General features: G+C 41.5%; 9 protein-coding genes. All 9 read left to right on the plus strand.

The features are described 5' to 3' along the window. The first annotated feature begins 382 nt into the window (after window positions 1-382). Window positions 383-808, plus strand: coding sequence for a DUF2147 domain-containing protein (locus L1283_RS04255; protein ID WP_046673759.1), 426 nt, complete (start codon window positions 383-385; stop codon window positions 806-808). Window positions 809-962: 154 nt separating this feature from the next. Then, window positions 963-2,210, plus strand: coding sequence for an ABC transporter permease (locus tag L1283_RS04260; RefSeq protein ID WP_286803562.1), 1,248 nt, complete (start codon window positions 963-965; stop codon window positions 2,208-2,210). 476 nt (window positions 2,211-2,686) lie between these two features. Then, window positions 2,687-3,877, plus strand: a complete 1,191-nt coding sequence (kbl, locus tag L1283_RS04265) for a glycine C-acetyltransferase (protein WP_046673761.1) — start codon at window positions 2,687-2,689, stop codon at window positions 3,875-3,877. A 78-nt stretch (window positions 3,878-3,955) separates the two neighbouring features. Further along, a complete protein-coding gene (gene typA, locus L1283_RS04270; RefSeq protein WP_112375271.1) occupies window positions 3,956-5,761 on the plus strand; it encodes a translational GTPase TypA in 1,806 nt (601 codons plus the stop codon). Between the two features lie 224 nt (window positions 5,762-5,985). Beyond that, window positions 5,986-8,787 carry an excinuclease ABC subunit UvrA gene (gene uvrA, locus L1283_RS04275; RefSeq protein ID WP_429625807.1) on the plus strand — a complete coding sequence of 934 codons (2,802 nt, stop codon included), beginning with the start codon at window positions 5,986-5,988 and terminating at the stop codon, window positions 8,785-8,787. A 140-nt stretch (window positions 8,788-8,927) separates the two neighbouring features. Beyond that, entirely contained in the window at window positions 8,928-10,571 is a 1,644-nt protein-coding gene (pafA, locus tag L1283_RS04280) for an alkaline phosphatase PafA (RefSeq protein ID WP_088159806.1), read from the plus strand. Between the two features lie 91 nt (window positions 10,572-10,662). Beyond that, window positions 10,663-11,103, plus strand: coding sequence for an RrF2 family transcriptional regulator (locus L1283_RS04285; protein ID WP_070565866.1), 441 nt, complete (start codon window positions 10,663-10,665; stop codon window positions 11,101-11,103). Between the two features lie 218 nt (window positions 11,104-11,321). After that, window positions 11,322-14,108, plus strand: a complete 2,787-nt coding sequence (locus tag L1283_RS04290) for an outer membrane beta-barrel protein (RefSeq protein ID WP_313261337.1) — start codon at window positions 11,322-11,324, stop codon at window positions 14,106-14,108. A 106-nt stretch (window positions 14,109-14,214) separates the two neighbouring features. Then, window positions 14,215-15,009 carry a GLPGLI family protein gene (locus L1283_RS04295; protein WP_313261339.1) on the plus strand — a complete coding sequence of 265 codons (795 nt, stop codon included), beginning with the start codon at window positions 14,215-14,217 and terminating at the stop codon, window positions 15,007-15,009. Window positions 15,010-15,046: the final 37 nt, after the last annotated feature.

Below are 15,046 nucleotides of genomic sequence, written 5' to 3' on the forward strand. Positions count from 1 at the left end.
GGATGGATGGATGGATGGATGGATGGATGGATGGATGGATGGATGGATGGATGGATGGATGGATGGATGGATGGATGGATGGATGGATGGATGGACCGTTAACTGGTATTAGTAAGCGGGAGCTGTTTGATAAATAGCAATACCGGAATAAAAAATATATGCAAGCATAGTAAATATTTTGTATATTTATTCAGAAGCTATGCATGCTATAGCCGTATGGTCATCAACGATTATGCGTGTCATGTATGACGGTTGCCGATGGTGGAAAAGAATTGAAAGACGTACTTAAGTCATTTAAACAGGTGATAGTCATTTAAACAAGCGATCGGATCACCAATAGCAGGGAAAATTGAAAGAATTAAGTTCATAAAATAATAGACCCATGAAGAAAATTATGATGTCATTCATAATGCTGCTGACTACAGTAGCATTATTTGCGCAGACCGATCCCATCATCGGAAAGTGGGAAAACCCAAGCGGCGAAGGTCGTGTTGAAATTTACAAGAAAGGCGATAAGTTTTTTGGAAAACTCTATTGGCTGAAATTTCCAAATAATGAAGCCGGTCAGCCGAAGAAAGATATAAAAAATCCAGATAAAGCACTGCAGAGTAGAAATGTACAAGGGCTAGAAATCTTGACCAATTTTGATAAAGATGGCAATACCTATGTTGACGGCAAGATCTACGATCCGAAGTCGGGCAAAACGTATAGCTGCAAGATGACCTTAAAAGGAGATAAGCTTGATATCAGGGGCTATGTTGGTGTGAGCTTGCTTGGACGCACCGAGACATGGAAAAGAATTAATTAAGATAGAAAATGGCTGCAAAATCAAAATAATCCGCTTGCATGGATAGGTCAGATTCCACCAAAAAGGCAATTTATTTCTAGGAAGTAAATTGCCTTTTTGGTTTTGTGCTGGAATTACAGTATTTTCATCCCTATAAATTATAAATACCAGCTCTATGGCCGTAAAAATGTCTTATGTTGAAAATGTCAAGCTTGCACTACAGTCCATTGTAGGGAATAAGCTGCGGACATTTTTAACAGCACTGATCATTGCCATAGGAATGATGGCTTTAATAGGAGTATTGACCTCGATCGATGCCATGAAAAACTCGCTAACAGATTCCTTTTCATCCATGGGATCAAATTCCTTCAACATACGCAACAGGGGATTAAATGTCCGGATCGGTAATGAAGGGACTCGCTCAAAAGTCTTTGCTAATATTACTTACGCTCAATCCGCAAAATTCAGACAGGATTTTCACTTTAATGCGTTGACATCAATCAGTGCCAATGTGAGTTGGAATACGACCGCAAAATATCAATCCAAAAAGACAAACCCCAATATCGGCCTGATCGGGACAGATGAAAATTATCTGCAGACATCAGGGTATGTTGTCAGCGAAGGCCGTAATTTTTCTACGCGGGAGGTTGAAACAGGTAGTGGCGTGATCATCATCGGTAGTGAAGTGAGTAAAATGCTATTCAACGAAATTATTGATCCCATAGGACAGTTTATTACTGTTAACAATATCCGCTATTTGGTGATAGGAGTCTTAAAAAGTAAAGGTTCCTCTGCCGGGATGGGCGGGGACAGAGCCTGCTTTATTCCCCTGATCAAGGCCCGGGCAGTGATGCAAGGTACCGAGCCTTCCTATGTGATCACTGTTTCTTCCAATGACCCCATGCGATTGGAAGCCGCAATTGGCGAAGCTACAATCGTATTTAGAAATATTCGCGGATTGGCATCACGGCAGTCAAATGATTTTGAAATCACCAAATCCGATGCGGTTGCCCAGATGTTGATGCAAAATATGGCTATGGTTACTTTGGGTGCAGTGGTGATCGCTTTTATAACCCTTGTGGGAGCTTCAATCGGATTGATGAACATCATGTTAGTTTCGGTCACAGAACGTACGCGAGAGATCGGTATTCGTAAGGCAATCGGTGCAACACCGAGTGTTATACGTAAACAATTTCTGATGGAAGCCATTGTGATCTGTATGATTGGAGGTGTCGCCGGGATCTTTATTGGTATCTTGATTGGTAATATTCTGGCGCTGCAGCTCGGCACATCTTTTATTATACCTTGGGGAGCGATTATTTTGGGTTTTGCGGTATGTGGACTCGTCGGTATGCTATCGGGCTATTACCCGGCCTCAAAAGCATCTAAACTGGATCCGGTCGATGCGCTTCGTTACGAGTAATTCACATTGGAGCTAATTCACATTGGAGCGCCTAACACGCTATTTTCATGAAATTCTTATGAATAAGACCTTTTCTTATGCGATAGCCTCAATCCGCTAGCTTTCGCTCCTATCTGTTATTAAAATTCCGGCGCTTTTCAGCTAAAATGCGAGAGACCAAAGTTGAGATAAGGTTATACCAAGTTCGGACTGCAAGCACAATGAGTCCACCTTTTTCAAGTGGATTTACCATTGAGACACCGCGCATACACCCTGCTTGCAGCCCGAAGACGTCTCGCGGTTGTCTCCCTGTTGGTCGCTATCAAAGCAAGAGGAAAAGTAGGGAGATTGAAAAAAGGAATTTTATGCAATCGGTTTAATGTTACCAAATCATTGATTTGGGGTGAATTCTCCGTGAATAGCCCTTTTCTCGAAAGGTAAAGCAACTTATTCCAATGAAAAAACTGTAATATTGTATAAAAAAATAAAATCGAATTATGTACAATACATTACAACCAGTTTTAGAAAAGGAATTGGAAGCAATCAAAGAAGCGGGATTGTATAAACAAGAGCGAGTGATCGTTACTCCCCAAGGAGCAGACATCAAAGTGAGTACAGGACAAGAAGTTGTCAATTTTTGTGCGAACAATTATTTGGGACTTTCTTCACATCCAAAAGTAATCGAAGCTGCTAAGAAAGCGATTGATACACATGGTTATGGAATGTCTTCCGTACGTTTCATCTGTGGTACCCAAGATGTGCATAAAGAATTAGAAGCAAAAATTTCAAAGTTCCTCGGAACAGAAGATACTATTTTATATGCGGCAGCATTCGACGCGAATGGTGGTGTATTCGAACCCTTATTTGGTGCTGAAGATGCCATCATTTCTGACGAATTGAATCACGCCTCTATCATTGACGGTGTTCGTTTGTGTAAAGCACAACGTTTCCGTTATAAAAATGCAGATATGGCTGATTTGGAAGCACAATTGCAGGCTGCATCTGGTGCTAGACATAAAATCATTGTTACAGATGGCGCATTTTCGATGGATGGATCTGTAGCTCCATTGGATCAGATCTGTGATCTAGCAGACAAATACCAGGCGCTAGTGATGATCGATGAGTCGCACTGTACTGGATTTATCGGTGCAACGGGACGTGGTACACACGAGCTTTTCAATGTTATCGATCGTGTAGACATTATTACGGGCACTTTGGGCAAAGCCTTAGGCGGTGCTTCTGGTGGTTTCACTTCCGGTAAAAAAGAAATCATCGATTTGTTACGTCAGCGTTCACGTCCATACCTATTTTCGAATACCCTGGCACCAGCAATTGCAGGAGCTTCTGTAGCGGTTTTAGATATGCTGAGTGAGACAACTGCATTGCGCGATAAATTGGAGTCAAATACAACTTATTTCCGTGAAAAAATGACGGCTGCTGGATTTGATATCAAACCAGGTTTCCACCCAATCGTGCCTGTAATGCTTTATGACGCGAAATTAGCGCAAGAATTCGCATCCAAGATGTTGGACGAGGGAATTTATGTGATTGGTTTCTACTATCCTGTTGTACCTCAGGGAAAAGCCCGTATCCGTGTGCAGATTTCGGCAGGACACGAAGTTGCTCACCTGGATAAAGCAATCGCCGCCTTTACCAAAGTAGGTAAAGAATTAGGTGTAATTAAATAAAATACACATAGTTATAAATTTTATGGTGCAAAATGTTTATCTTTGCACCCTAAAATTTTATAAAAATATTCTTGCTCAATGCAAAACATTAGAAACATTGCGATCATCGCTCACGTCGACCACGGTAAAACTACGCTTGTAGACAAAATTTTATATTTTACCAATCAATTCAGAGAAAATGAAAATGCTGGTGAATTAATCCTAGACAATAATGATTTAGAGCGTGAGCGCGGGATCACTATTGTATCTAAGAACGTATCAGTAACATATAAAGGTGTTAAAATCAACATCATCGATACCCCAGGTCACGCCGATTTCGGTGGTGAAGTAGAGCGTGTATTGAAGATGGCTGATGGAGTAGTGCTATTGGTCGATGCTTTCGAAGGACCAATGCCTCAAACACGTTTCGTTACAGGTAAAGCTTTGGGATTAGGTATCAAACCTATCGTCGTTGTCAATAAAGTCGATAAAGAAAACTGTCGTCCTGAAGAAGTATACGAACATGTTTTTGACCTATTCTTCAACTTAGGTGCTACTGAAGAGCAATTGGACTTCCCAGTATTGTACGGTTCTTCAAAACAAGGATGGATGTCTACAGATTGGAAAAATCGTACTGAAGACTTCACGGACTTGTTGGAAGCCATCATCAAATATATCCCTGCACCAGAAGTATCTGAAGGTACTTTGCAAATGCAGGTAACATCATTGGATTATTCGACGTTCGTAGGACGTATCGCTATCGGTCGTGTTGCGCGTGGTACGATCAAGGAAAACCAACCGGTTTCTTTGGTGAAACGCGATGGTAAAGTTGTGAAATCACGTGTAAAAGAACTACAGGTATTTGAAGGCCTTGGCCGTATCAAAGTGCCTGAAGTAAGTGCAGGTGATATCTGTGCCGTAGTAGGTATCGAAGGTTTCGATATCGGTGATACCATTGCAGATTTTGAAAATCCAGAGCAATTGGAAGTTATCAGCATTGATGAACCAACAATGAACATGTTGTTTACCATCAATAACTCTCCTTTCTTCGGTAAAGAAGGTAAATTGGTAACATCACGTAACATCTACGATCGTTTACAAAAAGAGTTGGAGAAAAACTTAGCACTACGTGTCGTTCCTACAGAGTCTCCAGATGCTTGGTTGGTATACGGACGTGGTATCCTTCACTTGTCGGTATTGATCGAAACAATGCGTCGTGAAGGTTATGAATTGCAAGTAGGCCAGCCACAAGTTATCATCAAAGAAATTGATGGTCAAAAATGTGAGCCAATCGAAGAACTTGTTGTTGACGTTCCTTCTGATGTGTCAGGAAAAGTAATTGAGTTGGTGACCCAACGTAAAGGTGAGTTGTTGATTATGGAAGCTAGAGGAGATATGCAACATCTTGAGTTCTCTATCCCTTCTCGCGGTATCATCGGTTTACGTAACAACGTGTTGACAGCAACAGCTGGTGAAGCTGTTATGGCACACCGTTTGAAAGGTTACGAGCCTTGGAAAGGTACAATTCCTGGTCGTTTGGCTGGTGTATTGATCTCTTTGGATACAGGTTCAACAACAGCATACTCCATCGATAAGTTACAAGACCGTGGTCGTTTCTTCGTAGATCCAGGTGTGGATGTATATGAAGGACAAATCCTAGGTGAACACATCCGTGACAATGATTTAACGATCAACGTTACCAAAGGAAAGCAGTTGACAAATATGCGTGCTTCTGGTTCTGACGACAACGTACGTATTGCACCAGCAATCAAATTCTCCTTGGAAGAATGTATGGAGTATATTCAAGCTGACGAGTATATTGAGGTGACACCGCAATCAATGCGTCTGCGTAAAATCTATTTGACTGAAAACGAGCGTAAAGTTAACGCGAAGAAATTTCAATAGTCAATAGCGAAACGCGATAAAAGAAAAGCCCCCGAACATTGTTCGAGGGCTTTTTTTGATGATTTAAATCCTCCCCTTGGCAGTGCCTTAGGGAGATATCACGTTTTTTTGTTCTTTCCTCCCCGGTACAGTAAGTATCATCCGGCAGAAAACCGAATAGCTTTTTAATTCAAAGGAATATAATCAGCCAAGAATACGTAACTTTGTGTGAGATAAGGATTATTATGAGTAAACAGGTGGAGCACACTCCAAAAGAATATATTCAGATAAAGGGCGCAAGAGTTAATAACTTAAAGAATATTGACGTTGATATCCCTAAAAATAAATTAGTTGTTATCACTGGAATGTCGGGCTCAGGAAAATCCTCCTTAGCTTTTGATACGCTCTATGCCGAAGGACAGCGACGTTATGTCGAGAGTCTTTCTTCGTACGCAAGACAGTTTATGGGACGGATGAATAAACCGGAGGTGGATTACATCAAAGGTATTGCTCCTGCGATTGCCATAGAACAACGCGTCATTACGTCCAACCCTCGTTCGACGGTGGGGACATCCACTGAGATCTATGATTATCTGAAATTGTTGTATGCCCGGATCGGCAAGACAATTTCTCCTGTATCTGGTCGCGAGGTGACCAAAGACAGTGTGAGTTCAGTGGTGGATTTTGCCTTGAATTTGGAAGAGGGGACAACGGTGACACTTCTCGCGCCACTTATTCCTGCTCATGGACGTAAACTTAAGGAAGAACTGTCGCTCCTGTTACAGAAAGGTTTTGTGCGTGTCGTCTTTGGGGATAGCATGCAGAAAATCGAAGCTATTATCGATGATAAGGCCGTCGCCAATAAAGACCTTCAGGATGGTGAAGTGCTTATTGTCGTCGACCGGGTCCGTGTTGAACAGGACGATGATACCGTCAATCGACTTTCTGACTCTGTCCAAACAGGTTTTTTCGAAGGTAAGGGTGAGCTCTATATGGAAGAAAATGGTCAAAGACATCATTTCTCCCATAAATTTGAACTTGATGGAATAACATTTGAAGAACCTACACCAAATTTCTTCAGTTTTAATAACCCCTATGGTGCCTGTCGCCGATGTGAGGGCTATGGAAAGATCATTGGTATTGACCCTGATCTTGTTATTCCAGACAAAAGCCGCTCGGTCTACGATGGCGCAATTGCACCTTGGCGAGGGGAGAAAATGGGCGAGTGGTTACAAGTGCTTGTTAAAAGTTCCCTGAAATTTGATTTTCCCATACATCGTGCCTACATGGACCTGACTGCGGCGCAGAAAGAGCTGCTGTGGACGGGAAATAAATATTTCGCCGGTCTTACTCAATTTTTTGAAGAGCTCGAAGCTCAGACCTATAAAATTCAATATCGTGTGATGTTATCTCGCTATCGTGGGAAGACAGATTGCCCGGACTGCCGCGGTACCCGTTTACGCAAAGATGCGACTTACGTGAAAGTAGGGGGCAAGTCTATCACCGATATCGTTTTGATGCCGCTTGAGGAAGCCTTGGAATTCTTTAAAACCCTACCGCTGGTGGGTAATGAACTGGTCATTGCCAAAAGACTTCTTGCTGAAATTAATAATAGATTGCAATTTTTGTGCGATGTTGGATTAAGTTACCTGACCTTGAACCGGCTATCGAATACCCTTTCTGGAGGGGAATCACAGCGGATCAATCTGGCAACTTCATTAGGGAGTTCGCTCGTAGGTTCTATTTATGTGTTGGACGAGCCAAGTATTGGACTTCATCCACGTGATACACAGCGTCTGATTTCTGTGCTGAAATCCCTGCGCGATGTTGGTAATACGGTTGTGGTGGTCGAGCATGAGCAGGAGATGATGGAGGCGGCTGATTACCTGATCGATATCGGACCGGAAGCCGGGATCAATGGCGGCGAAATGGTCTTCGCAGGTACATATCAGCAGATTCTGAAAGATACAAAGAGCCTTACGGGGCAATACCTCAGTGGTAAAAGCCAGATTGAGGTATCCCAAAAGCGCCGCTCATGGTCCAATAGTGTGACCATTAAAGGAGCGCATGAGAATAACCTCAAAGGGATTGATGTACAATTTCCATTGAATACGTTTACTGTGGTGACAGGTGTTTCAGGGTCAGGTAAGACCTCCTTGGTCAAACGTATCCTTTACCCAGCATTGCAGAAGTCGATAGGCAATTACTCTGGTGAACAGACTGGGGTCTATGATGCGATCGAGGGGGATATTACCCATATAGAACAAGTTGAAATGGTCGATCAAAACCCGATCGGTCGTTCTTCGCGATCCAACCCGGTGACTTACGTGAAAGCCTGGGATGAAATCAGGGCCTTATATGCCAACCAGGCAGCAGCCAAAGCTGCTGGACTGAAACCTGCGGCATTTTCATTTAATGTTGAAGGTGGACGTTGTGATGTCTGTCAGGGTGAAGGTGAAGTTAAAATTGAAATGCAATTTATGGCCGATATCGTTTTGCCATGTGAGGCCTGTGGGGGCAAGCGATTTAAACAGTTTGTGCTTGATGTACACTATAAGAACAAGTCGGTAGCAGATGTTCTCGAGCTGAGTGTTGATGAAGCGATCGTATTCTTTGCAGACCAGCCTAAAATATTAGCGAAATTGCAGCCTTTACAGGACGTTGGACTAGGCTACGTTAAGCTCGGGCAATCGTCAAGTACATTGTCTGGCGGTGAAGCACAGCGGATTAAACTCGCCTCCTTCCTCATTAAGGGAAATAATAGCAAGAAGACACTTTTTATCTTTGATGAGCCAACAACAGGCTTACACTTTCAGGATATTAAAAAGTTATTGAAATCATTTGATGCACTGATTGCCTTAGGGAACAGTATATTAGTGATCGAGCATAATATGGATATGATCAAATCGGCAGATTGGGTAATCGATATTGGTCCTGAGGGCGGTAATAAAGGTGGAAAGCTCGTCTTTGCGGGACTTCCTGAAGAACTTATTCATTGTAAAGATTCTTATACAGGTCAATTTTTAAAGGCACATTTAAAAGATTAAATCCTACTTTAGCGAAGTGAAGTAATCTGTCTCAGGGCAACGGAGCTGCCAATAAGTTCCGTTTATTGTTCCTTTTGTTAAGGCCTGATGAAATACTATACAGTAATTAAAAAACTAATATTTCAATACTTAATACGATTATGATTAAAAGATTTTTTTTAAGTGTCGTCCTTGGAATAGCGGCGCTTTCGTCCATGGCGCAACAACCGGAAAGACCAAAATTGGTTGTCGGCCTGATGGTGGATCAAATGCGTTGGGATTATTTATATCGCTTTGCAGATCGATATGGAAATGATGGTTTCAAACGACTTTTGAAAGAAGGATTCTCCTGTGAAAATACATTGATTAATTATATTCCGACATACACAGCCATTGGGCACAGTTCGGTCTATACAGGATCCGTTCCTTCCATACATGGTATTGCGGGCAATGACTGGATTGAAGAACAGACGGGTAAAAATATGTACTGTACGCAGGACGATAATGTCGTTGGTGTAGGTACTACAGCCAAGGAGGGACAGCAGTCTCCACGTAATTTACTTGCCTCGACCGTAACGGACCAATTGAAGCTCGCTTCTAACTTTAAATCCAAAGTGATCGGTATCGCGATCAAAGACCGCGGCGGTATTCTACCGGCGGGGCATTTTGCCGATGCAGCGTATTGGTTTGAAGCTAAATCAGGCGATTGGATCACCTCTAATTTCTATATGGATAAACTGCCAAAATGGGTCGTAGACTTCAACAAGAAAAAATTGGCCGAAAAATACCTGAAAGGCGACTGGAAACCCATGTATGATATCAGCAGCTATGCGGCCAACAGTATTGCAGATGATAATATCTATGAAGGTAAGTACCCTGGTGAAGAAAAACCGACTTTGCCGCGTGCGACTTCCAAGCTAATGAAAGACGAAGGCTATGAGCTAATCAAAACCACACCAATGGGAAATCAGTTTACGTTGGATCTGGCTATGGAAGCAATCAAAAATGAGCAGATGGGAAATAACCCAACTAAAAATACCGACTTCCTTTGTGTGAGTCTTTCTGCAACAGACTACGTTGGACACCGTTACTCATTGACAGCAGTGGAGATTGAAGATATCTATCTGCAGCTCGATAAACAGCTTGCCGATTTCTTCAACTACCTCGATAAGACGGTGGGCAAGGGTAACTACACGTTCTTCCTGACAGCAGATCATGGCGCTTCTTATAACTCTCGTTTCTTTATGGATATGAAAGGAAATGGTGGTTATTTCTATTCTCGTCAGATTATCACAGGACTTAACAAAACCCTTAAAGAAAAATTTGGACAGGAGAAGCTTGTTAAAAGCATGATGAACTACCAGGTGCACTTAAATAATCAATTGATTGATTCGTTGAACTTGGATCGTGATAAAATAAAAGAGACCATCATTCGTGAACTTCGCCATACCGAAGGTGTCGCGTATGTTGCTGATATGGAAAAAGGGGAAAGTCTGATGATCCCGGCGCCTATTCGCGAAAAAATGATCAACGGTTACAACTTTAAACGTAGTGGTGCTATTCAGATCGTTTGTGAGCCACAATGGTATGACGGCACACCGCGCTCCACCGGGACAACACATGGTACCTGGTCTGGCTATGATTCCCATATTCCTTTGGTATTTATGGGTTGGGGAATTAAACCGGGTGTATCTAATACAGAGGTACATATTGTGGATATTGCACCGACAATTTCTTCACTACTCCACATTACTGAGCCCAATGGTAGCATCGGAAAACCGATCACGGCGGTATTGGGGCAATAAGGAAACTGTTGCTGCATGCGTGAAATCATGAAGGTTTTATTCTATTGAATAAAAAACGTAAATTTGCAATTCAACAGGGGGTTAACAAATTATGCTGTCCAAAAAGACAAAATATGCAATAAAGGCACTGATGGTGCTTGGTCGTAATTACGGTAATGAGCCGATGCAAATCTTGAAGATTGCGCAGGAGGAGAATATTCCAAAAAAATTTTTGGAACAAATTCTACTTGAAATGCGAAATGCCGGAATTCTCTATAGCAAAAAAGGTGCTGGAGGTGGTTATAGCCTCAATAAGGCTCCCGAAGATGTTTTTTTATCGCAGGTGATGCGTCTAATTGATGGCCCCATAGCCTTGCTACCCTGCGTGAGCTTGAACTTCTACCGCTCCTGCGAAGAGTGCACACAAGAGCATGCCTGTGGCATACGCGATACTTTTGTCGAGGTGAGAAATGCCATGTTGCAGATTTTAAATGATACAAGTATTGCCCATTTAATCAATAAGGAAAAAGAATTGAACCTAAATGTAGATTAAAGGAAATAAAATATATTTTTCTATTTAGATTGGAGGCGTAACAAATAAGTTACGCCTCTTTTTTTATGCGGTAAAGTTATTGGTATAAAGTGAATTACCGTGTTTTGTTTGAGGAGTGTAAGCTTAATTTATTAATTATATAATTATTTAACATTATTTTACGAATTTTCCGTAGCAACATTTATATATTTACGTCGACAATATATAAACGAAAATTTATGAAACTAACCTATTCCCTAGTTTTGTTTCTTTTACTTTCTGTCCTGAGTTCCCATTCTTATGCGCAGCATAAACTGGTCGGGTCGGTGGTAGATGTTAAAGATCTTGCAAAACTACATCAAGCTTCAGTCGCGCTGCTCAGCCCCAAAGATTCGATTCTGGTAAAATTTGGTCGAACAAAGGAAAATGGATCATTCCAAATCGCTAATCTCGATACCGGTACCTATAAAATGGTCGTTTCCTATCCCCAATATGCAGATTTAGTCAAAGATATTCGTATCGATGCTCAAGACATGGATCTTGGTATGGTAAAACTGTCTAAAGCGGCTTTGCTCTTGGAAGAGGTTCAGGTGAATGGCAAAATTCCTGTGGTTATTAAAGGCGACACCATCGAATACGATGCCGGTAGTTTTAAAGTAGAGAAGGATGCTAAAGTAGAGGACCTATTGAAGGTCTTGCCGGGTATTACGATGGATGGATCAGGCAAGATCATTGCTCAGGGCAAGGAAGTCAAAAAGGTATTGCTTGATGGGGAAGAGTTTTTTGGTGATGATCCAACCCTGATTACCAAGAATATTCGGTCAGATATGGTTAGCAAGGTACAAGTGTATGAGAAGAAATCAGATCTTGCTGTACGTACCGGAGTAGATGATGGCGAACGAACGCAGACAATTGATATTAAGCTCAAAGAAGATAAGAAAAAAGGAATGTTCGGCCAAGCTGTTGCGGGAGCTGGTACAGATAAATATTATGGCGGAAAAGTCATGCTCAATAAGTTTAAGGGATCGCAGAAAATTGCAGCTTATGGCATTCTCGCCAATGATGGAATGGTCGGATTAGGATTTGAAGATAGCCAAAAATATGGTGTGGGCGGAAGCAGCAATGTACAGATGATGGACGGCGGCGGCATTATGATTTCTTCTAGTGGTGATGGCTCCGACGGTGGATGGGACGGTAAATACTATGGTGGTGGCGTACCTAAGGCTGTCAACATGGGAGCAAGCTATTCGGATAAGTCCAAAGATGATAAGCATAAGATCAATGTCAACTTCAAGCGGAATCAGATCAATGTCAACAATACAAGTACATACAACGCACAGAATAACCTTCCTGAACGCGCACAGGTAGATAATAATGTGACCACATCTGAAACAGAAACACAGGCAAATATTGCAAATCTACGGTATGACTATAAGCTTGATTCGCTTGCCGACCTTACTGTCACCATGGGCTTTACCAAATCTAGCCGCGACAATTTATCCAATTCCGAAGCAGATCAACGTAAATTGGATGGCACATTGATTACACGGACTTCATCCAGGACAGATTTAAATAATGATCAGGATCGATTTAATGTCAATGCGATGCTTACACGTCGTTTTAAAAAGGATCGCCGCTCCATTACTTTCAATGTCAATGCGAATGCAGATCAAAATCGCAACAAAACACAGTATTTTTCGGAAAACTTCTTCCAAAGTTCCGGAGATACAACCTTGATCGATCAATATAAAAATGATAAACTGGCGAATAATACCTACGGTGCTTCAGTAACCTATTCGGAGCCGCTTTCTAAAAGGCTGACCGCTGCAATAGGCTATGCATTCAATCAAAATAAATCGGAAACACTCAATCAGTCGTTTGATAAAGACCCGGCTACAGGAAAATATACGGTATTGGACCAAAACCTGCTCAACGATTTTGATTTTAACAGTTTAAAAAATGGTGTCAACGCCTCCTTGAATTACAAGTCGAATACATTAACAGTAAATTTGAGCAATCGAGTTGATTTTGAGCAGGTCAAGAGAACCTATAACAACCTGAATACAATACTGCAGCGGAACCAGACATCTGTTGCTCCAAATCTTTCCATCAACTACAAAATCTCGAAAAGCAAAAATGTAAGCTTCCGCTACAGCGGCCGCACGAGTCAGCCTTCGTTGACACAAATAGAGCCGTTGAAACAAAATTCCCAGCCACTCGTCGAGTATTTGGATAATCCAGATCTGAAAGCGGGCTTTGATAACTCCTATTCAGTTAATTTCAATAACTACAAGCAGTTAAAGGATCAGAGTATCTATTTTTATGTGAGTGCAGATCAAGGAAAGAAAAGTATCAACAATAGCGTGCGCTATGATCTAGATAAAGGTACGCAGCAAATTTCCTACGTCAATATTGATAAAGATAATTGGCGTATGTATGGTGGTGGAGGATACAGTTTTGTATTGAAGAAAAAATGGGGATTAAAAATGAATCTTGGCATGAATGCGCAGTATAACAGCCAGTTTAGCTATTTATCCTCCTTCAATGAAGAGCCAAAGCTCAATAGAAATCAAACATGGAGTGTAGCACCAAGTATTGGTTTTAGCCGATATAAAGCAAACAAAATGGATTTTTACATCTCCATGAGCCCTGGTGCGGAGCAGATGAATTCCTATCTGCAGCCTGAGTTGAACCGGACGACTTTTAAATTCAGGACCTTCTCGGAGATTACCTATTATTTACCAAAAGACTTTAAAATTTCCCTGTCGACAAACCAGAATTATCAGGCCGCTACAAAAACGCTTGAATCCATTAATATCATTAATATGAATGGTTATGTTTCCAAGAAATTATTGAAAGATAAGTCCTTGGAGGTACAGGTATTTGTCAATGATATTTTGAATAAAAATAATGGAGTGTATCGTTATCAGAATGGAACTTCATTTATCCAGACCAGCAACGACGTATTACGTCGGTATGGAATGCTAAAAGTAATCTACAATTTTACAACAATGAACCGTCCATGATTAAATTAACGATTTTGTTTTCAATGATTTCCATGAATTTAATCATGGTAAGCTCCATCTGGCCGATGGAAAAATTAAATTATTTACAGATGAAAGGAGATGCCAAATGAGTAAGTATATCAAGTTGATGGTTTGGGTATTATTGCTGTGCACGGGTACAGCCCATGCACAACATGCTTATTTTCCGAGCAGCGGAACGGTCACCTATGAACGGAAGTTCCATGTGCAGAATTTCTTAAAGCGTAATTATCTCAGCAAGCCCGATTTAGATACCTGGGATAAGCTGATGGTCGACAATGCCGTGAAAAATGGGCCCACTGAGGTGGTGACCCACCATATTTTGAAATTTTACGATAATGAAACCCTGTTTGAAACCGTGCAGGAGGATTATCCTGCGAATTATCGTAATGTGACTTACTATAATTCTATTCTTCCCGATTCAAAAACCTATATTAATTTCCAGAATCAGGAGTTTTTAAAGTTGCTCCCTTTTGGAGATGAGCAGTTGTTGCTCAAAGATTCTTTGCCTGCGGTTAAATGGAAATATACGGATGAATACCGAAATATTGCGGGATATGATTGTCGGAGAGCCAATGGAATTATTCAAGATTCGGTCTATGTAGTAGCTTTTTTTGCGGGACAAATTCCTATCTCGGGTGGTCCAGAGCTTATCCATGGGCTCCCAGGTCTGGTAATGGGGATATCTATCCCGAGCATGAATGTCAATATGTTTGCCACAAAGGTGGAGATTACCAATACAGCATTTTCCAATGTGCTGACCAAAAAGAAAAAGGTTGTTGCGGAATCCAGAGCGGAGATCATAAAGAAGCTGAAAGATACCGTCTATGACTATATGGATGAGAAGGCCTTTAAAAAACGACTGCAGAGTATACTCTTTTAGGGATTAATCTTATACCGTTCTTGTCCCGTCGAGATGA

The organism is Sphingobacterium sp. HSC-15S19, from assembly GCF_050433745.1.
Lineage (GTDB): Bacteria > Bacteroidota > Bacteroidia > Sphingobacteriales > Sphingobacteriaceae > Sphingobacterium > Sphingobacterium siyangense.